The 20,132-nt window shown below is 60.7% G+C and carries 20 protein-coding genes and 1 pseudogene; 18 read left to right on the forward strand and 3 right to left on the reverse strand.

Annotation, left to right across the window (positions count from 1 at the left end; translation table 11 throughout):
* Positions 1-53 precede the first annotated feature (53 nt).
* The 6 genes from AB4Y71_RS07940 (at position 54) to AB4Y71_RS07965 (ending at position 7,517) form a co-directional block, all read left to right on the forward strand.
* Positions 54-1,784 carry a hypothetical protein gene (locus AB4Y71_RS07940; protein WP_441719362.1) on the forward strand — a complete coding sequence of 577 codons (1,731 nt, stop codon included), beginning with the start codon at positions 54-56 and terminating at the stop codon, positions 1,782-1,784.
* A 5-nt stretch (positions 1,785-1,789) separates the two neighbouring features.
* Positions 1,790-2,701, forward strand: coding sequence for a co-chaperone YbbN (locus AB4Y71_RS07945; protein WP_441719365.1), 912 nt, complete (start codon positions 1,790-1,792; stop codon positions 2,699-2,701).
* A 135-nt stretch (positions 2,702-2,836) separates the two neighbouring features.
* Positions 2,837-3,595, forward strand: a complete 759-nt coding sequence (locus AB4Y71_RS07950; protein WP_441719368.1) for an ABC transporter ATP-binding protein — start codon at positions 2,837-2,839, stop codon at positions 3,593-3,595.
* Positions 3,577-5,142: a transporter gene (locus AB4Y71_RS07955; protein ID WP_441719371.1), complete on the forward strand. Its 1,566-nt coding sequence runs from the start codon at positions 3,577-3,579 to the stop codon at positions 5,140-5,142. The genes AB4Y71_RS07950 and AB4Y71_RS07955 overlap by 19 nt, the downstream gene beginning before the upstream one ends.
* 301 nt (positions 5,143-5,443) lie before the next feature.
* On the forward strand, positions 5,444-5,695 hold the full coding sequence (locus AB4Y71_RS07960; RefSeq protein ID WP_102597906.1) for a DUF3039 domain-containing protein: 252 nt from the start codon (positions 5,444-5,446) through the stop codon (positions 5,693-5,695).
* Between the two features lie 55 nt (positions 5,696-5,750).
* Entirely contained in the window at positions 5,751-7,517 is a 1,767-nt protein-coding gene (locus tag AB4Y71_RS07965; RefSeq protein ID WP_013348640.1) for a DEAD/DEAH box helicase, read from the forward strand.
* Between the two features lie 251 nt (positions 7,518-7,768).
* On the opposite strand, the gene AB4Y71_RS07970 is transcribed toward AB4Y71_RS07965, so the two are convergent.
* Positions 7,769-8,362, reverse strand: a complete 594-nt coding sequence (locus AB4Y71_RS07970) for an isochorismatase family protein (protein ID WP_441719374.1) — start codon at positions 8,360-8,362, stop codon at positions 7,769-7,771.
* Between the two features lie 104 nt (positions 8,363-8,466).
* The gene (locus tag AB4Y71_RS07975) at positions 8,467-9,726 is read right to left on the reverse strand and encodes a nicotinate phosphoribosyltransferase (RefSeq protein ID WP_441720568.1); all 1,260 of its coding nucleotides are present in this window, start codon (positions 9,724-9,726) and stop codon (positions 8,467-8,469) included.
* A 182-nt stretch (positions 9,727-9,908) separates the two neighbouring features.
* Between AB4Y71_RS07975 and clpS the strand changes: the two genes are divergently transcribed.
* The 7 genes and pseudogenes from clpS (at position 9,909) to rdgB (ending at position 14,663) form a co-directional block, all read left to right on the forward strand.
* Positions 9,909-10,193, forward strand: coding sequence for an ATP-dependent Clp protease adapter ClpS (gene clpS, locus AB4Y71_RS07980; protein WP_102597905.1), 285 nt, complete (start codon positions 9,909-9,911; stop codon positions 10,191-10,193).
* A gap of 2 nt (positions 10,194-10,195) precedes the next feature.
* Positions 10,196-10,774, forward strand: a complete 579-nt coding sequence (locus AB4Y71_RS07985) for a DUF2017 domain-containing protein (RefSeq protein WP_441719375.1) — start codon at positions 10,196-10,198, stop codon at positions 10,772-10,774.
* Positions 10,761-11,702, forward strand: a complete 942-nt coding sequence (murI, locus tag AB4Y71_RS07990; protein WP_049862592.1) for a glutamate racemase — start codon at positions 10,761-10,763, stop codon at positions 11,700-11,702. The genes AB4Y71_RS07985 and murI overlap by 14 nt, the downstream gene beginning before the upstream one ends.
* A pseudogene (locus AB4Y71_RS07995) lies at positions 11,699-12,493 on the forward strand (MBL fold metallo-hydrolase); the annotation flags it as partial. The gene murI and the pseudogene AB4Y71_RS07995, both read left to right, overlap by 4 nt.
* Positions 12,494-12,835: 342 nt before the next feature.
* Positions 12,836-13,210 (forward strand): hypothetical protein, encoded by a 375-nt coding sequence (locus AB4Y71_RS08000; RefSeq protein WP_134780461.1) that lies wholly within the window; start codon positions 12,836-12,838, stop codon positions 13,208-13,210.
* An 89-nt stretch (positions 13,211-13,299) separates the two neighbouring features.
* A complete protein-coding gene (gene rph, locus AB4Y71_RS08005; RefSeq protein ID WP_013348647.1) occupies positions 13,300-14,034 on the forward strand; it encodes a ribonuclease PH in 735 nt (244 codons plus the stop codon).
* Positions 14,031-14,663, forward strand: a complete 633-nt coding sequence (gene rdgB / locus AB4Y71_RS08010; protein WP_441674199.1) for an RdgB/HAM1 family non-canonical purine NTP pyrophosphatase — start codon at positions 14,031-14,033, stop codon at positions 14,661-14,663. The genes rph and rdgB overlap by 4 nt, the downstream gene beginning before the upstream one ends.
* 80 nt (positions 14,664-14,743) lie before the next feature.
* On the opposite strand, the gene AB4Y71_RS08015 is transcribed toward rdgB, so the two are convergent.
* On the reverse strand, positions 14,744-15,859 hold the full coding sequence (locus AB4Y71_RS08015) for a hypothetical protein (protein ID WP_441719377.1): 1,116 nt from the start codon (positions 15,857-15,859) through the stop codon (positions 14,744-14,746).
* A 384-nt stretch (positions 15,860-16,243) separates the two neighbouring features.
* On the opposite strand from AB4Y71_RS08015, the gene AB4Y71_RS08020 reads away from it, so the two are divergent.
* The 5 genes from AB4Y71_RS08020 (at position 16,244) to AB4Y71_RS08040 (ending at position 20,116) form a co-directional block, all read left to right on the forward strand.
* Positions 16,244-16,603, forward strand: coding sequence for a GntR family transcriptional regulator (locus tag AB4Y71_RS08020; RefSeq protein WP_134780458.1), 360 nt, complete (start codon positions 16,244-16,246; stop codon positions 16,601-16,603).
* Between the two features lie 29 nt (positions 16,604-16,632).
* Positions 16,633-17,550 (forward strand): ABC transporter ATP-binding protein, encoded by a 918-nt coding sequence (locus AB4Y71_RS08025; RefSeq protein WP_134780457.1) that lies wholly within the window; start codon positions 16,633-16,635, stop codon positions 17,548-17,550.
* Between the two features lie 23 nt (positions 17,551-17,573).
* On the forward strand, positions 17,574-18,242 hold the full coding sequence (locus AB4Y71_RS08030) for a hypothetical protein (RefSeq protein ID WP_441719381.1): 669 nt from the start codon (positions 17,574-17,576) through the stop codon (positions 18,240-18,242).
* Between the two features lie 144 nt (positions 18,243-18,386).
* Complete coding sequence (locus AB4Y71_RS08035; RefSeq protein ID WP_441719384.1) at positions 18,387-18,884, forward strand: SRPBCC family protein; 498 nt, start codon at positions 18,387-18,389, stop codon at positions 18,882-18,884.
* 230 nt (positions 18,885-19,114) lie between these two features.
* Positions 19,115-20,116 carry an exonuclease domain-containing protein gene (locus AB4Y71_RS08040; protein WP_441719387.1) on the forward strand — a complete coding sequence of 334 codons (1,002 nt, stop codon included), beginning with the start codon at positions 19,115-19,117 and terminating at the stop codon, positions 20,114-20,116.
* Positions 20,117-20,132 lie beyond the last annotated feature (16 nt).

The following is a 20,132-nucleotide window of genomic DNA, read 5'->3' on the forward strand; positions in this document are numbered from 1 at the left end:
CTCGTTAGACTTGTCAAAGAACAGCTGTGAGACGTAGGCGAATAGGTGAACCTGTGCGAAAAGTAATCTCCGTGATCGCGATGCTGCTGGGGGCTGCGGCCCTGGTAGTCGGCATCGGACAGAAGACCTTTTGGGCTCCGCCCGAAACGGTCACTGCGAACATGCCGCAATTGACTGATGAGGCACCGCTGACCCTGATTGAATCCTCGGTCAACTCCCCAAAGCTTGATCCAGTGGAACTGGTGATTACCGCGAAGGGCGAATTCACCGCATCCTTGGGCCGCGACTATGACGTCGCAGCCTGGATCGGCGATGCAGCGCATGTGTCGGTGACCGGTATCGATACCGAAAACCACAAGATGATCGCCGAATACACCAAGGGCAAGGGCGAAGTGCCAAACCCTGCTGGCGCTGACATCTTCTTCGACTCGCAGACCGCTGACAAGACCATGACTTACCGCTGGACTGCTCCAGACACCGGGGACTGGTCCCTGCTGCTGGCCGCAGGTGGAAAGGATGCTGCTTCGGTGGATATCTCGGTAACCTACGCCAACGATGACGCCATGCCATTTGCCGTGCCTTTGATCATTGCCGGCTCCGTGCTGCTGGTCTTCGGCCTGGCCCTGCTGATCATGCGCCCGGCAAAGCCTAAGACCGGAACGAACACCCAGCACTCGGTAGCAGTCGCTGCCGTTCTTGCGCTGGCGATCTCCGGTGTTTCGCTGCCTATGGCCCCAAGCGATGATTCCAGCGCCAACCCGTCGGAATCTGCCCAGAAGTCCGATGAGGCCAAAAAATCCGATGACTCCAAGAAGCCAGAGGATGAGAAGAAGTCGGAAGAAGCATCGAGCTCCGCATCGGCTTCTTCCTCGGTTGAAGAAACCGCCAGCTTCCCGGTGATCACCGAAGAGCAGCTTAAGCGAGTGCTTGCAGATGCCCAGGAACAGATCTCCAAGGCAGATGACAAGACCAGCTCCAAGGCATTGGACTCCCGCAGTGCAGGGGCATTCAAGTACCTGCGCAACAAGCGCTACGAGATGCTCAAGGAAAAGTTCAAGGTAGACAAGCCACTGGCACTGACCACCCAGGTCATCCGTTCCGCAGCAGTGCCGAACGCCAGCGAAGCGAAATTCCCGCGAGTGATCTCCGTAGTCACCGCGAAGAACAACGACGCAGATACCTTGCCACAGGCACTGACCCTGGTGCAGGAGAACGCCCGCGATAACTTCAAGGTTGTCTTCGCCGGGCAGATGCTGCCGAACTCCACCTTCCCAGGCATCGCAGTGGGCGATCCATCCACCACCCAGCTGAAGGCTGATTCCAAGGGCCTGCAGATGACCCCGGAGAAGGCATTGGAAGCACTGGCCAAGGTGCTCAGCGATGACGGCGCCAAGGAAAAGAGCAAGTTCGCCAAGTCGGACTTCATCGCTGCAGTGCATTCGGCACAGAAGGATGAAGCCAAGGCTGCCAACGAAGCGAAGGTGACCTACAAGCGCAGCGTCACCGAGGGGGACACCAAGGTCGTTTCCACCCCTGATGGCGGAGCGATTGTCACCGGCAAGCTGAACAACAAGGCACGCTTCATCCGCACCGAAGATGCGGATCCGCTGGAGAGCAAGGATAAGCTGACCGAACAGCTGCTGGGTTCGAGCTCCTCGAATGGCGATGTGGAAAGCACCTACGCTGAACCAGTAATGTTCTACCTGCCAGCCGATGGCTCCAAGGACAAGATCCAGCTGATCTCTGCAAGCCAGGTCCTGCTCGATGTGAAGGAAGTTGACTAATACCCATGACCGACCAGAACATTCCCTCAACCCGCGGTGCGGTAGATCTTTCAGCTCTGGCTCACCAGGGTCCGGAGGCTACCCAGAGCGCGCCGGCAGCTGCGGCGAGCTGGACCACCAACCTGGACCAGGGCGCGTTCGAGCAGTTCGTTGGCATGTCCCAGCAAGTTCCTGCCATTGTGTCCCTCGGTTCGCCTCGCGTGCAGGTCTCCGTGGACCTGGATGCAACCCTGCGCAAGCTCGTGGATGCCAAGGGCGGCAAATTCATCCTGGGTCTGGTGGATGCCGAAACCTATCCGCAGATCGCCCAGGCGTTCCAGGCGCAGCAGATTCCGATGGTGGTTGCCCTGATTAAGGGACAGCCTGTTCCGCTGTTCCAGGGTCCTGCCGCTGAAGAGCAGATTGTCCAGGTTTTCGCACAGCTTGAGCAGCTCGCAGTCCAACAGGGCATGAGCGGTACCGCCCCAGCCTTCTCCGGGGAAGCCCAGCAGGGCGAACCGGAACTTCCGCCGCTGCACCAAAAGGCTGTGGATGCCATTGATGCTGGTGACTACGCGGCTGCCGAAGCCGCGTATCTGGAAGCGCTGAAGGAGAAGCCGAACGACAAGGATGCGCAGATTGGCGTGTACCAGGTTCGTTTGCTTTCCCGCACCCACAACCTGGACTTGGCCAAGTCCCGCGAAAAGGCCGCGCAGAACCCTGATGACATCGCAGCCCAGCTCGATGTCGCAGATCTGGACGTGGTGGGCGGACATGTTGAGGATGCCTTTGGGCGTCTGGTGTCATTGATCTCGCGCCTGGCTGATGAGGACCGCGAGCGCGTGCGCCGCCGGTTGATCGAACTGTACGCAGTGATCGGCAACAACGATCCGCGTGTAGCGGCCTCCCGGCAGAAGCTGGCCCGCGTACTCTTCTAGGCTGATCTTCCAACGCGCAAGCACATGACTTCAACGCCGTGACCTAGGCATTTGCCAGGTCACGGCGTTTTTGGGCTTCAGGATTAACTCCAAAGGATGATGCGATCTGACTTGGGGCATTGTTAGCCTTGAAATATGAATCAGATCGCACTGGACTTACGGGGTCTCGCCAAGCAATTCGGCGCCAAGATTGCCGTAAACAACGTCAGCCTGCAGGTACCAGCAGGGTCCTTCTATGGGCTGGTAGGACCCAATGGCGCCGGCAAGACCACCATGCTCTCCATGGCCACTGGACTGCTGCGTCCGGACTCGGGCCAAGCGCTGGTCAACGGCGTAGACATCTGGGCTGATCCGCAGACTGCCAAGGCCACCTTGGGTGTCCTAGCTGATGGCGTGCGCCAATTTGACCGGCTCACCGGACGCCAGTTGGTGACCTATTCCGGCCTATTGCGCGGCATGGACCGTGCAGAAGTCGCCCAGCGCACCGAAGACCTGCTGCGCGTAATGGATTTGGTCTCCGATGGGGACAAGCTGGTAGTGGATTATTCCGCCGGCATGACCAAGAAGATTTCCCTGGCCACGGCCATGATCCACTCGCCAAAGCTGCTGGTGCTGGATGAGCCTTTCGAAGCAGTGGACCCGGTATCGGCCGCGAACATCCGCGACATCCTGAATAACTATGTCGAATTCGGAGGTACGGTCATCGTCTCCTCGCACGTGATGGACCTGGTCCAGCGCATGTGCACGCATGTGGCCGTGATTTCCGATGGCGTGCTCAAGGCCCAGGGCACTGTGGATGAGGTCCGCGGCTCCAAGAGCTTGGAAGATCGCTTTGTCGATCTGGTAGGCGGCCGCGCTAATAACGAGGGGCTCTCATGGTTGCGCACGTCCTAAGCCTGAAACTGCGCCTGCTGGCCAACGGTTTCAAACGCTCCATCGGCCAGCTCATTGGTGTGATCATCGGCGGGCTATATGCCCTGGGCATGATCGTCATGCTGACCCTCGCTGTCTGGTTCACTGCCGGTGAGATTCCCTTCCAGGCAGATATCTTCACCCTGATCGGCTCGGCCGTGGTCCTTGCCTGGGCCATCGTCCCGCCGCTGCTGACCGGTGTTGATCTGACCTTGGAACCTTCGCGCTTCGTGCACTTTGGAATTCCGGAAAAGACCTTGGGTCCCGCACTGGTGCTCGCCGGCTTCATTTCGATCCCCGCGGCACTGACCATCGTGGGCCTGATCGGTGCCTCGCTGATGTGGCGCTTGGATGCCGCGGCGCAGACACTGGCGCTGGTGGCAGCTATCGCGACTGCGGTCATGGCGATCTTGCTGTGCCAGTATCTGGTGATCATGGCTACTGCGCTGCGCGCCAAGCGCCGCTTCCGTGAATTGACCTTCGTGCTGCTTTTCGTGGTGCTCGTGGGCTTGGGTCCGATCCTCTCCTCGGTGTTCTCTGCAGCGCTGAGCCTGGGCGACTGGGTCAGCCCAATTGCCGCGGTGCTGGGCTACACCCCGCTGGGTGCCTTTGCCGCCGTTCCCGGTGCTTTTGCCGCCGGACTCTACGGGCAGATGGCCATTCACCTGTTGCTGGGAGTGATCTACCTTGGGGGACTGTACTTGCTGCTGGCCCGCGCTACGGCGAAGGCGACGGTCACCCCGCCGCCTGAGCAGCGTGCGGCCACCGCGAAGGGGCTGGGCTTCTTCAAGCTTCTTCCGGCTACTCCTACCGGAGCGGTGGCAGCGCGCGCACTGACCTACTGGCTCAAGGATCCGCGCTACGCCATTGGCGTGCTCATCGTGCCGATGCTACCGTTGCTCTTCTGGTTCACTGGCAATCAGACGGGCAGCTACGCGATGATGTACGTGCTGGGCCCAATGATCGGCATTCTCATGGGATTCGCGATTTCAGCAGATATTTCCTATGACAATACGGCCTTCGCGCTGCACGCATTGACCGGTATTTCCGGCCGGGCTGATCGTGCTGGACGAGCACTGTCTTGTTTCCTGGTTGCTATTATCCCGGTCCTCGCGGCGGCTATTATGCCGGGGCTCATTACCGGTTCCTTCTGGCGCATCCCGGGGGACTTGGGGCTGTCCTTGGCCGCCCTGCTCATTGCGCTGGGTGTTTCCTCGGTGGCTTCGGCCCGCTACACCTACTCGGTACCGCTGCCGGGAGATAACCCGATGAAGACCCCTCCGGGTAATGGCCTGCGCGTGGCATTGACCCAGATTCTCACCATGCTGGTCATGGGCCTGCTGCTGATCCCGGTGCTCATTCCGTACGTGATCGGCTGGGTTCAGCACTCGCAGTCCCTTGGTTTCATCACCTTGGGTGCTGGCCTGGTCCTGGGCGTTCTGCTGTTGCTCGGCGGTATTGCGCTGGGTGGCAAGTGGTACGAGAAGCGCACCCCGGAACTGATGCAAGCGGTCATGCTCAACAAGTAGCCAAAGCCCAATGCTGTGGGATGCCGGCCGCCTGTCAGGAAGTGGATTCCTGGCCGGCGGCCTTTTGCATGTGGCCGGTGCGTGGAGGTTCACAGGATATTGGCCGTGTCGCACTGAAAGGTCGGAATATCAGCCAAGTAAGAGCTGCCACGGGCTAACAAATTAGCTCGAAGTTGACTGTTGACTTGTGAAAACAAATTTCGCTTCGAGGCCCTGCAGGGGCTGCAGGCAAAGTCAATGTGGACAACCTCCCATGCTTTGGGCACGGACAGAAAAGCCAATCCGTATTAGACTTGAAGGCATGGTGGAACAGTCTGAAGAAACCCGCGGTGGCACTGCCACGATCGAACGTACCGAGACAACCCAGAGTGTCGAGGCCGGAGATCATGAGCGCTTTGCGCATTACGTGCAGAAAGAGAAGATCATGGAATCGGCATTGTCCGGTGATCCAGTGATCGCTCTGTGCGGCAAGGTCTGGACGCCAGGCCGAGATCCGAAGAAGTTCCCGGTATGCCCCGAGTGCAAGGAAGTCTACGACTCCTTGATGGGGTAGTGCTTGGAACCAACCAGCACTACTTCACACAATGCACGCGGCCGGGAAAAGGTAAATGACCGAGACACTCTTTGATTTTGGCGACAAGCTTCCACTAGAAGACAAGCTTCCGGTAGCGTACCCGGAACGTGCGGCATGGGGAACCGGCCCGAAGCTGCGTGCTTGGCAGGCCGAAGCGCTGGCCTTGTACTTCGATACCGAGCCCCGGGACTTCATGGCAGTGGCAACGCCTGGTGCAGGTAAAACCACCTTCGCGTTGCGTCTGGCCAAGGTTCTGATCGATTCGGGCAAGATCAACCGCTTGATCGTTGTTGCGCCTACCGACCACCTGAAAAAACAGTGGGCGGATGCAGCAGCTCGTGTGGGTATTTCCTTGGACCCCAATTACAAGAACTCGGATGGCCGCCACGGCTCGCATTACATGGGTGTGGTGGTGACCTATGCCCAGGTGGCGCTGAAGCCAGCGGTTCACCGGGCCAAAACCGAGGACGCACGCACCTTGGTAATCATGGATGAGGTCCACCACGCCGGTGATGCACTGTCCTGGGGCGACGGCATCCGCGAGGCCTTCGAACCGGCAACCCGCCGCCTGGCACTGACTGGTACGCCATTCCGTTCCGATGCCGCCCCGATTCCTTTCGTGCAGTACGTGGACGAGGGCGATGGCATCCGCCGTTCCAAAGCCGATTACACCTACGGCTACGGCAGCGCCCTGGCCGACCACGTGGTCCGCCCGGTGCTGTTCATGGCCTATTCTGGCAATATGCGATGGCGCACCTCTGCCGGCGAAGAGATGGAAGCAAACCTCGGCGAAGGCTTCACCAAGGATGTCACCGCCCATGCCTGGCGCACCGCGCTGGATCCGCATGGCGACTGGATTCCTTCGGTGCTGCAAGCTGCTGACCGCCGCCTCTCCGAGGTCCGCCGCACCGTGAAGGATGCCGGTGGGCTGATCATCGCCACGGACCACGAGGATGCGCGCGGGTACGCTGCCCAGCTTGAGGCCATCTGCGGCGAGAAGGTCACCACCATTCTTTCCGATGACCCCAAGGCATCGCAGAAGATCGACGATTTCTCCGAATCCGAAGCGCGCTGGATGGTTGCGGTGCGCATGGTGTCCGAAGGCGTGGACGTTCCGCGCCTGTGCGTGGGTGTCTATGCGACTTCTACCTCGACTCCCTTGTTCTTCGCCCAGGCAGTAGGCCGTTTCGTGCGTAGCCGCAAGCGCGGGGAAGTAGCCAGCGTCTTCCTGCCTTCGGTGCCGATCCTGATGGCCCTGGCCAATGAAATGGAAGTCGAGCGCGACCACGCATTGGACCGAGAAGGCTCCAAGGACGAGGACGGGCTGGATGATTCGCTGCTGGAAGCGGCGAACAAGGAAGACAAGGCCAGCGACGAGCTGACGCGCAATAAGTTCGAAGCCCTGAACTCCCAAGCTTCCTTCGACCGCGTACTCTTCGATGGTGGCGAGTTCGGCACCGGCGCCGATATCGGCAGTGAAGAGGAGCTGGGCTTCCTCGGGATCCCGGGCCTGCTGGATACCGAGCAGGTTTCCGAGCTGCTGCGCAAGCAGCAGAACAAGCAGATTTCCAAAGGCGCGACCAAGCCGGCACCGGTCTCCGATCACCGCCTCATGATGGAACTGCGCACCAAGCTGTCCAAGAACGTCTCGGCCTGGGCGGCACGCACCGGCACCCCGCATGGCCAGATCCACAACAAGCTGCGCAGCGTGTGCGGCGGTCCTGCCGTTCCGCAGGCAACTGTTGACCAGCTGCAGGCGCGCATCGACAAGCTGCAGGATTGGTTCGTCGGGCGCAAGTAGCGTGATCGTTTTTGGCTGATGAAGCCGCACCAAGGTGTGGCTCCATCAACTTTTCCAAGGCACTGCGACCTGCGAGGACCCTAGCGCATCAGTTGGGCATCTAGGAATCGATGCAGTCGCAGGGCCAGCTGACGGATCGTCGCACTGGCGTAATGGCTAGGACGCCACGCAACTTATAGCGGCAGGTGCAGCGACTCCGGTGGATGCATGTCCCGGGGCGCACGGAGGCAGCCGGGCAGAGAGCCGCGAGCCTAGCCTAAGGAGAGCACCGTGACGCCGGCGGCGCGCAGCTGATCGTGCACGGCTGGAAGGCCCTGCGGGGACACCGCCGCGGTCAGCGGAGAAATCACCGTGGTGGCAAAGCCCGCTTGCACGGCATCCAGGGCCGTAGCCTTCACACAGTGATCAGCGGCCAGGCCAACGAGATCAACAGCAGTGATGCCTTTGGGCTTCAGCCAAAGACCGAGCAGCTCTCCGCTTTCATCCGCCTTATCAGCTGTGGGATCCAGTTGCCTGGCTTCGAAACCGGAATACGCCGCGGTGAACCGTCCCTTGGCGAAATGCGCATCCACCGCGAGGCCGGCGATGTGCGGATGCAAGGCCGCGCCCGGGGTTCCCGCCACGCAGTGCACCGGCCACGAATCAATGAAGTCCGGGTTTTCGGAGAAATGATCTCCTGGCTCGATGTGCCAGTCCTGGGTGGTGACGATTGCCGAGTAGGAACCCTTGCGTTCGGCTACGTCAGCGGCAATGGCGGCAGCGACGGCATTGCCGCCGGCCACAGCAAGTGCGCCGTCTTCGCAGAAGTCTGGTTGGACATCAATAATCAACAGGGCTGTGCTCATCGCTGCCTCCTTGGCTAGGGGAGAGTAGACCTTGGAAAACTGCAGACCGCAGAATCCTTGAATCTGGATCCTACGGTCTGCAGCTGAGTTTTTCGTGTGTTTGCTTAGCCCTGGATCATGACGGTCGGGATGACCGGTTCACCACGCTGCATCTTGCGTGCAACTCCAGGCAGCTCCTGGATCGATGCGTAGTGGCGTTCGGTGGCGCGCTTGACGCCAGCGGCCCCCACGTAGGACTGGTCGATCTCGCCATTGCGGACCAGCGGAACCACCAGATCGCGCTCCGGGCCGCCGGTGGTGTGCTCGGAAGTGGAGATGACTTCAGCCATCGCACGGTTGCGGTCGTTGAGCTGGCGGACCGCATACTTGCGGCCACCCACGCTGGCCTTGTTCGCCGCAGCCTTGGCCACCGGAATCCACTGGCCCGCATCATCCTGGCGGGCAACGAGCTTGTACACCATGGACGCGGTCGGATGGCCCGAGCCGGTCACCAATGCGGTGCCCACGCCATAGGAATCAACCGGGGCGCTGGCCAGGGCGGCAATGGCGTACTCATCGAGATCCGAGGTCACGGTGATCTTGGTGTTCCAATTGCCCAGATCATCAAGCAGCTCGCGGACCCAGCCGGCCTGCTGCACCAGGTCGCCGGAGTCCAAGCGGACCCCGCCCAGCTCTGGGCCGGCAACCTCGACGGCGGTGCGCACGCCCTGCTCGACATCGTAGGTGTCCACCAGCAAGATGGTGTCCTTGCCCAGCGAGGCGATCTGCGCTTCGAATGCGGCGCGCTCGGTGTCGTGCAGCAAGGTGAAGGAGTGGGCCGAGGTGCCCACGGTCTTCAGGCCGTAGCGTGCTCCGGCCTCAAGGTTGGAGGTGGAGCTGAATCCGGCAATCATGGCGGCACGGGCAGCGGCTACCGCTGATTCCTCGTGGGTGCGGCGCGAGCCCATTTCAATGCAGGGGCGCTCGCCGGCCGAAGCGATCATGCGTGAAGCAGCCGAAGCGATGGCCGAGTCATGGTTCATGATCGACAGGAGGTAGGTTTCAATCACGCAGGCTTCAGCGAAGGTGGACTCCACGGTCAGCAGCGGCGAATTCGGGAAGTACAGCTCGCCTTCGGCATAGCCGGAGATGTTGCCGCTAAAGCGGAAGTTCTCCAGGTACTTGATGGTTTCGGCGTTGACCACCTTGTTGTCGCTGAGGTAGCGCAGCTGCTGGTCATCGAAGCGGAAGTCCGCCAATCCTTCGAGCATGCGGCCAGTACCCGCGACCACGCCGTAGCGCCGGCCATCGGGCAAGCGGCGGGCGAACGCCTCGAAGACGGAAGGGCGATGCGCGGCACCGGATCCCAATGCTGCCTGAAGCATGGTCAGCTCATAATGGTCGGTGAAGAGACTGGTGCGCAATGTGACGCTCCTGGTGATCGAAAAAGGCCTGAAGTGAGGCTGCTTGTGAAAGCAGACCGGTTTTACTGTATAACGGCTCACGCTCAAGGTGATATTTACCCGGTTCGGTGTTGCATTCAGGTTCCGCGCGTAAAATGGAGCTCATGACCGCAATGCCCGATGTAATTTCCGAATTTGAAACCCTGGAATCCCAAGACAAGCCATGGCGCTTGATCGTGTGGAATGATCCGGTGAACTTGATGAGCTATGTGGCCTACGTCTTCCGTTCCTACTTTGGTTTCAGCCCGGAAAAAGCCGAGAAGCTCATGCTGCAGGTGCACCATGACGGCTTCTGCACGGTGCGCAGCGGCAGCCGCGAAGCCATCGAATCCGATGTGCAGGCGATGCACGGGTTCGGCCTGAACGCAACGATGACCCAGGGGGCCTAAGCGTGGCGAAAGCCTTCAAGAACGGTTCCAAGGGCATTACCGGAACCCTGCACTCTGCCGAGCGCAAACTGATTCGCGAACTGTTCAATGATGTCATTGCGATGCTCGACGAGCGCGCGCAGCTGCATCAGCTTCCCGAAAACCTGGATCCGCTCTACGCCCTGACCGGCATGCGGCCCGAGTCCATGGATCTGCCTGAAATCTCTGATCCTGCGCTGGCCAAGCTGCTGCCCAATGCCAGTGACGATGCCGCGGTGGCCGCCGAACACCGCCGCTTGAGCGAAGCGGATCTGATTGCGCAGAAGATCGGCCGCCTGCGCGAAGCCCAGCTGCTGCTGGAGACCGACAAGCTGGTTCTGGACCAGCACAGCGCGACCCGTTTCGCCCAGGCACTGAACGACGTGCGCCTGGTGCTTGCCGAACGTCTGGAGATCCGCGATGAAGCCGATTCGGCTCGCGTCGCACAGGTGCTGGATGCTTCTGAGGTCCAGACTCCCGAAGAATACATGTCTTTGGTGTACAACCTGATCTCATGGGTGCTCGATACCTTGATGAGCGCATTGATGGATGCGGAGTTCTAAGCACGTGAATTCCTATTTTGCTACCGGCCAGGTCTCGGCTCCGGAAGCCAATACACCCATTGGCATTTTCGACTCCGGCGTTGGCGGACTGACCGTAGCCCGCGCCATCATCGACCAGCTGCCAGGCGAATCCTTGGTCTATGTCGGGGATACCGCCAATTCTCCCTATGGCCCTTTGCCCATTGCCCAGGTGCGCGCCAACGCCCTGGGTGTGATGGATGAATTGGTGGATGGCGGGGTGAAGCTGCTGGTGATCGCCTGCAACTCGGCCTCTGCCGCCGTCTTGCGCGATGCCCGCGAACGCTACACCGCACGCTATGGCATCCCCGTGGTCGAGGTCATCCAGCCGGCAGTGCGCCGAGCGGTCGCCGGAACCAAGAACGGGAAAATCGGCATTATCGGCACGCAGGCAACTGTCGGCTCGCGTGCCTACGAGGATGCCTTCGCCGCAGCCCCGAATCTGCAGGTATCCACCGTGGCCTGCCCGCGGTTTGTCGAGTTCGTGGAATCGGGCATTACCGCCGGTGCCGAGCTGCTGGAAATCGCGCAGGAATACCTGGCGCCGTTGCAGGCTGCGCAGGTGGACACATTGGTTCTGGGATGCACGCACTACCCGTTGCTGACCGGTGTCATCTCCTACGTCATGGGGGATTCGGTCACTTTGGTCTCCAGCGCCGAAGAAACCGCGAAGGACGTTTTCCGCGCGCTAACACGGCATTCATTGGTCCGCAACGACGGAGCCGCGGCGCGTCATGAGTTCCTAGCCACAGGCAACGCTGATAGTTTTGGTGTACTGGCGCGCCGATTCCTCGGACCAGAGGTGTTGCAGGTGCGTCACGTGGACCATGTAGCCGCCCACTATCCGACCGGAGCGATTGCGCGAATTACCCCGCAAATGATTGCCGCGTCGAAAGCGAGTAACGAATGAAGCTGACCATCATTGGATGCACCGGGTCATTCCCAGGTCCGGGATCACCCGCGTCCTGCTACTTGGTGACGGCCTTTGATGGCACCCGCGACTGGAAGATCCTGCTGGATCTGGGTTCCGGCGCGTTGGGCGTGCTTCAGCGTTACACCGATTTGAAAGACATCGATGGGATCATGATTTCCCATCTGCACCCGGATCACTGCATGGACTTGTGCGGCCTGCACGTGGCGATCCGCTGGGATCCCACTGGCTGGGGCAGGGATCGGATGCTGGTGCATGGTCCCGAAGATACCGCCGAGCGCATTGAGACGGCCTACTCCCTGCCTGATGGCGACACCATGGCCAAGGACTACGACTTCCAGGTCTGGAAATCGTTGAAGCCGGTGAATATCGGTCCATTCACCATCACCCCTTACCCGGTGCGCCATCCGATCAAGGAAGCCTACGCGCTGCGCGTGGAAGCCCACGAGCCGGGCCCTGACGGGGAACTGCTCACCAGTGTGCTGACCTACTCGGGGGATACCGATTCCTGCGACAGCTTGGTCGAAGCTGCCCGCGGTGCGGACATGTTCCTGTGCGAAGCGGCCTTTGAAGAGGGCCGCGATGACCACATCGACGGGGTGCACCTGACCGGCAAGCGTGCCGGCGAAGCAGCGGCCGCGGCCGGTGCCGAGCGCATGCTGCTGACCCATATCCCGGTATGGACCGACATCAACAAGGTCGTCGAGGAAGCCAAGGAAGTCTACGACGGCGGAATTGCCGTAGCGGTTTCCGGGGTGACCTACGGGGTGTACTCGGGCAGCTTGAAGGACGAGAAGGATCCGGCCTTGTTCAAGGGGGAGCGCGGATCGGACTACCTGAAGACCTTGACCGGCACCATGCCGACCATCAAATACGAGAAGACCCGCAAATTCCCGCTGCTCAAGCGCAAGCGGTAGCACGCGGTAGTTGTGCATAGGACATCGGCCAGCAGTTTTGCTGGCCGATGTCCTTTTGTCCATGCCGTGCCTTGAGGGCGCCAAGCAAGAGTCAATACCTGGCCCCTTGCCGCCGGCCTATTGCAGCTCTGCCAGCGGAGTCGAGGCATCTGCAAGCTTGGACAGGTCAACGCGCTGGCCCAGGAAGAAGTGTCGGTGAGCTTGCCAGCGCGCAACTACCGCCTCTTAGGCAGCCTGCTGGCCAACGCGGCCAGCGCTGATGCCTCCGGGGTCGTGCTCAAGGCGCTGCACCAGGCCGCACGCGAAGAGGGGAAGAGCCTCGGACAGGGCAGCGGAGAACTGCTCCCGCTCCTCGATGAGTTGGGCTACGAGCCGCAAGCCGATGCCCAAGGCGAGATCACCATGGGAAACTGCCCCTTCCACATGGTCGCGCAGCACCAGACCCAATTGGTCTGCTCGATGAATTTGCAGCTGGTTTCCGGTGCCTTGGAAGGATGCCAGATGGACTGCGGCCTAGCTGAGCTGAGCCCGCGCCCTGGCCGCTGCTGCGTGGTAGTGCATCCGCACTAGCCTCCAGCGGTGCGCCGCGAGGCGTATTTCACCGTAACTCGCGGGCTCGCCCGTACGGATCGAGGTGCCCGCGTGGTTAGGATGGAAGCATGACTTTACGCGCTGACGGCCGAGGAGCCGCGCAACTTCGAGACATTACCATTACCCGCGGCTGGTCCGCCCAGGCCGAAGGTTCGGCACTGATCGAATTCGGCAATACCCGCGTGCTGTGCACCGCATCCTTCACCGAAGGCGTGCCACGCTGGCTCAAGGGCCAGGGTACCGGCTGGGTCACCGCAGAATATGCAATGCTGCCCCGTGCCACCAATACCCGGAACTCCCGCGAATCGGTCAAGGGCAAGCTCTCGGGCCGCACCCACGAGATCTCCCGCCTGATCGGCCGCTCGCTGCGTGCCGTGGTGGACACCAAGGCACTGGGCGAGAACACCATCGTGCTGGACTGCGACGTGCTGCAGGCCGACGGCGGTACCCGCACCGCAGCCATCACCGGTGCATACGTGGCACTGGCAGAAGCCATCGCCTGGGCGACCTCGCAGGGCATCGTGAAGCAGAACGCGAAGGTGCTCACCGATTCGGTCGCCGCGATCTCCGTTGGCATCATCGATGGCACCCCGATGCTGGATCTGCCGTACGAGGAAGATGTCCGCGCCGAGACCGACATGAACGTCGTGGTCACCGGCTCCGGCGACTTCGTCGAGGTCCAGGGCACCGCCGAAGGCGTTCCCTTCAAGCGCGCGGAACTGGATGCGCTGCTGGATCTGGCCCTGGGCGGAACCAGCGAGCTGGCCGAAATCCAGCGCGAAACCCTGGGCAGCACCAAATGAGCAAACCGGTTCTGGTCCTCGCTTCGCGCAACCAGGGAAAGCTGCGCGAGCTGCGTGAACTGCTGCGCGGGCAGGTGCCGGGCCTGGATGTCGACACCCAGGTCGTTGATGCGGCCACCGCAGGGGCCGGCGATCCGGTTGAAGACCAGGTCACCTTCCAAGGCAATGCACTGAAGAAGGCCCGGGAAATCTCGGGCTCCACCGGGTTGGTGGCCTTGGCTGACGACTCGGGCCTGAGCGTGGACGTGCTCGGGGGAGCGCCGGGGATCTTCTCCGCGCGCTGGTCCGGCGTGCACGGCAATGACGAAGCGAATATCGACCTGCTGCTTGGCCAGCTTGGCGATATCGCCGCAGAGCACCGCGGTGCGCAGTTCGTCTGCGCTGCCGCACTGGCTACCCCGCAGGGCGAGGAGCACGTGGAGCTGGGCAAGGTCCAGGGCGTGCTGCGCACCGAGCGTTCGGGCGAGCATGGCTTTGGGTATGATCCGATCTTCGAACCTGCCGGTGCCGGCAAGACGATGGCCGAGCACACTGCGGAAGAGAAGAACGCGATCTCGCATCGCGCTCGTGCCTTTGCAGCGCTTCTGCCGGCGATCATTGATGCGGTAGGCAAGGCCTTGGCCAAGTAGCTTCCGAGCTCTGGACAGAACACGAATGCCAGCAAATCCTGAATTGTATTCGCTGGCATTCGTGGTTTCATCACCAGAAACTATTCGTGGTGCACCATCAGTTCCGGGTAGGCCAGCTCACCGGCATCGGCCACGAGGTATCGAGAGCTGCAGGCGCGGCATTCCCACTGCGCCATCGGCCCCATGGGCAGTACGCAGCCGGCCACCACGAAATCGTCGGGGTCGGGAATGAAGGCGGGCATGCCCCAGATGATCTGGCGCGGATTGCGTTCCCCGCACTTCGGGCACGCTGGCCTGGCATAGTTCCGGAGCTGCTGCAGAGTTGGCTGGTGGGCCATGTCGTGGCAGTCGCTGCACATCAGCACCGCCTCGTCGACATGCTCCTGGATCTCCCAGCGCAAGCCGTGCTGATCCACATGCGGCAGGTGGGCCTCGGGCTCATCGAGGATCTCCCGATCGCAGATTCGGCATTCCAGCTGTTCCCATGGCGAACCCTTCTGGAGCGTGGCCAGAACTGAGAGAACCTCATTTGCCTGCGCAGACTGCAGTGCATCGCAAGGCCCGGCGGTGATGAAGATCGGGCGGGGATCGGCAATGAGCGCACCCATGCTCTCTAGCAGTTTTTCGGCCAAAGGCTGCTTCAGATACTGTGAGCGTCGCGGAAGCTGCGCTCCGATCCGGTGCTGGGCGTCAATCACTGAAATGGGATCCGAGAAGATCGCCAGGTTCCGATAGGTGATCTCCTCGTTCTCATCCTCTTCGATAACTTCCAGGCTCACGATCAACGGCGGAGAGCTTTCCAAAGCCGTCACGATTAGATCTCCTGGCTTCAGCGGATGGCGCAAACTCCACTCGAAGTCTTCATCGCCGCGTGCAAGCGCCGCCGCGGAAGCCAACGGGTTTTGCTGGCGGCACCAGTAAACCGCGTGATCGTTGGATCCAGCGAACAAGCCAGGGTTGATGACCTGAGGATGCCGGCGGCGCAACGGGTAACCCTGACCCTCGTATCCAGAAACCCGTCCGGGCTCACGACGCGAATTGCGGATCAAGTCGATCAATTCGCGACGGGTTGCCTGCGTCACCTCTTCATCGGTGCAATCGGGGAAAAGCGCTTTGTGCAGTTCAAGCAGAACCCGGCGGTCAAGTGATCCGAGGACTGGATCTGGAGCGTCAAGGCTATTGAAAAAATCCTGCATGGTCCCTCCCATAAAGGACTGCGGCACGTGGGTTGCCAGTGGATTCCGCGCGTGCGAGCAATATTTTTTTGATCAGATCCGGCAAAATGTTCGCCTTCGGCACCTGCTGGTTCCAGGTTTCGAAAGCTCCTTGAATTGGCCTGGTCTGAAAGTTCCAATTCGGTGTTCACTGGTGTGAATGCAACATCTTCAGCGTGCTCGCGCAGCGGGCTTCGCTAATTGGTTTCAGCATAGGGCCGGTGGCGGACAGTTTGGTTTCCCGATCTGCCGCGCAAATTCTTGGCATTCGGCTCTTGTGCGGAGTCGCTCGTAGGTTCTATGGTTAGTTACATGAGTAACTAACCCACTAACTAACCGGTGGGCCTGAACCGGAGAGGAGCCAGCATGATTGATGATTCAAAACCGATCTTCTTGCAGATTGCTGAGCTGATTGAGAATGACATCATCTCCGGAGTTCTAGCTGAAGAAGCGCAAGTTCCATCAACCAATGAATTCGCGGCCTTCTACCGGATTAATCCGGCCACCGCAGCCAAGGGCATCAATCGGCTGGTGGAAGACGGGCTGCTCTACAAGAAGCGGGGGATCGGCATGTTCGTCACCAAAGACGCACCACGGCGGCTGCGGGAACAACGCCGCGAGAAATTCCAACAGCAATACATCACGCCACTGACCGCCGAAGCGGCCAAGCTGGGCATCGGCCTTGAAGAACTGGTCGCCATGATCGAATCCGGTTCGGATTCTTGAAACATCTCAACTAAGCGGGGAGGAACGACATGTCACGAACGGCAGCAATCGCGGTACGCGAGCTGAGCAAGACCTACAAGGATGTGCGAGCGCTCGATAACGTCACCCTGGAGCTGGAACCAGACCGGATCTACGGGCTGCTTGGACGCAATGGAGCGGGCAAGACCACGCTCATGTCCATCCTGACCGGCCAGAACTATGCCCAGCAGGGCACCGCCGAAATCTTCGGCCACGATCCGTTCGAGCATGATCCGACCCTTGCACGCATCTGCTTCATCCGCGAATCGCAGAAATACCCGGATGACTTCAAGGTGTTCCAGGCTTTCAAATCCGCAGCCCTGTTCTTCGAGAACTGGAATGAGCAGCTGGCCCAGGATCTGGTCCAGGCATTCGACTTGCCGATCAAGCGCAGGATCAAGAAGCTTTCCAGAGGACAGCTCTCGGCGGTAGGCGTGATCATCGGCATGGCATCGCGAGCCGAAATCACCTTCTTCGATGAACCGTATCTCGGCCTGGACGCGGTAGCGCGGCAGATCTTCTACGACCGCTTGGTCGAGGACTTCGCCGAATACCCGCGTACCATCGTGCTTTCCAGCCACCTGATCGACGAGGTCGCCAACCTGCTCGAACACGTCATCGTGATCGACAAGGGACGGATCGTCATCGACTCGGACGCCGAGCAGCTGCGCGGCAGTGCCGTGACGGTGACCGGAGATGCGGCCAAGGTCCAGGAATTTGTCGGCACCGCAGAAGTGATCCACCGCGATGCCCTCGGCGCACTGGCCAGCGTCACCATCAAGGCCAAGCTGGATGGCAGCCAGCGCGAACAAGCCAAGCTCATGGGGCTGGATCTGAGTCCTGTCTCGCTCCAGCAATTGGTGGTTCGCAGCGCATTGAGCAGCACCACCGAAGAAGCGCTCGCGGAACGGACGGAGGCAAGAAAATGAACCGCGTCATCAAAGTTGCCCGCATGCAACTGATCAATAAGGGTACTTTCATCGGGATTCCAGCGATGATCCTAGTCAGCGCATTCCTCTTCACGCTGGTCATCTGGTGGCTGGTACGGCGCAACGGCGCCGAGGGGATCATGTACGGCGGCGGTGCCCAAGCACCCATGTGGTACTTCCTGGCCTTGGGCATCCAAGCGCTGACCTTGACCTTCCCGTTCTCCATGGCGATGAGCATTTCGCGCCGGTCCTTCTACCTGGGGACGGTGGCGCTGTTCTCGGTCTGCGCCCTGGTGCTCTCGGTCTTCTACTACCTCATGGGGCTGGTGGAGAAAGCTACCGGCGGATGGGGACTGGACGGACGATTCTTCGCCCTGCAGTGGGTTGCCGATAACAACTGGTTCATCCAGATCATGTTCTACTTCGTGCTCATGCTGCTGCTGTTCATGGTCGGATTCCTGACCGCGACCATCTACATGCGATGGCGGACCGCAGGCATGGTAGTTTTCTTCACGCTGCTCGGGGTACTGTCGCTGGCAGTGATTGCCCTGTTCACTTTCAATGATCTCTGGGACGAATTCTGGGGTTGGGCACTGACCTGGACCGCAGCCGGGGTCACGCTGTGGGGTGGACTGGCTGCCGTGCTGATGGCCGGCGGATCCTATCTGACTTTGCGCAGGGCAACCGCCTAGCTGGAAATGGAGAACTGGAAGCAAGCACCGCATTCCTTGCCTCGTGCCAGGGATGCGGTGCTTTGCTATTCTTCATTCACCGCTATCCACAGAGCTAGAACCGCAAGAAATCGGCGAAAAGCAGAGCATGACAGGAGCATGGCCATGAGCGCGGCAGGCACAGGAACACGTACGGCCGAGGGGACGCTGGAATTGCGCCGGGAGATCACCGATGCGCCGAGCCGAATCTGGCGCTATCTCACCGACAGCGACTACCTGGCCCTCTGGTACGGCTCGTGGCACGGCGACTCAGACAGCGGGACGGTGGAAGTAGTGCTGCTGGCCGAAGACGGGGCGCCAGCAGCGCAAGTCCAGATCCTGCAGTGCGATGTGCGCGCCCGTCAGCTGACGGTGCGCCTTGGCGAAGAAGCATCAGCCTGGCAGCTGGAGCTGAAAGTGGAAGCATCCGGCACGGGCAGCCGCCTGGTCTTCCAGATGCCGGGGATGGAACCGCAACAAGCTGGCTCCATCGGCCCGGGCTGGGACTACTACCTGGATCGGCTGGTGGCAGCCGCCAGCGGAACGGACCTGTCACACGTGGTCTTTGAGCCCGACTACTACCCGGTGCTCAGCACCTATTACGAAGAATTGTTCCGCAGCTGAATAACGGTTGCCCGGGATCCGACTCGCTGATGAGACCGAGCGTCTGGGGGTGTGAGATGCCCTGCCTTGAGCAAGGTTCGGGATACCGGACGAAAAGTTGATCCATTCAAGTCAATACGGGGTATGCGGAAATATCTTGCGGCTGAAATGCGCTGCGAAACCCCTGGGCGGCACAGTCCAGCGGAGTCCCGGATGCCACCGCCGCAGTTTAAGCGAGTAAGCTATTGGGCGTGGCATTGGACTTCACAGCAATAGATTTTGAGACTGCAAACGGTTTTATCGGCTCCGCCTGCTCGGTGGGCCTGGTCAAGGTACGCTCGGGGCAAATCGTGGAAACCGAGCAGTGGCTCATGCAGCCGCCAGCCGGTTTCGACCACTTCGACCCGCGCAACATCTCGATCCACCACATCACCTCCGACATGGTCAGTGATGCGCCACGAGTGAGCCAGAAGCTTCCAGATCTGCTTGAATTCATCGGATCCGACGTACTTGTCGCCCATAACTCGTCTTTCGACTCAGGTGTGATCCGCGCGGCTTCTGAAGCCAGCGAACTGCCAGTGCCGCAAATCGCGCATCTGTGTACCGTCAAGCTTTCCCGCAAGGCCTACGACCTGCCCAGCTACTCGCTGCCATTCGTCGCCGAAGAAGCCGGGCACCCAATTGAAAACCACCACGAAGCCTTGGCCGACTCGCTTGCCTGCGCGTGGGCGATGATCGATATCGCACAGCGCAGCGGACGCCAATCCGTGCTGGAGACCGCCGATCACTACGGTGTCCGCCTGAGCCTGACCCAGTCCTGGCAGCCAGGCGATGAGCTTTCCCGCGCCACGCGCGACGCCCAAGGCTGGTTGGCCGCTGGAAACCAGCTGCCACCGCAGGACGCCTTCAACAACTGGCCGCAAGAAGGCCCGAATCCAGACCCGAATCAGAACGCGGATCCCAGCCACCCGCTGTTCGGGCAGACCATGGTCTTCACCGGCAACTTGTCCATGCCGCGGCCCAAGGCCAAGGAATTGGCGGCCGAGCATGGAGCCCAGACCGCATCGCGGGTCACCCGTGCCACCACCGCCCTGGTGGTAGGCGATGGCTTTGTGCCGCAGGACCTTGCCAACGGACGGCTGACCAACAAGGCCAAGCACGTGCTGCGCCTGCGTGAAAAGGGCCAACGGGTCAGCATCATCTCCGAAGGCGAATTCATGCAAATGGTTGGCGGCTTCGGGCTAACCGCCTGATCAAGCGGAAAAGAGT

The sequence above is a fragment of the Glutamicibacter sp. MCAF14 genome (genome assembly GCF_052114325.1).
Lineage (GTDB): Bacteria > Actinomycetota > Actinomycetes > Actinomycetales > Micrococcaceae > Glutamicibacter > Glutamicibacter arilaitensis.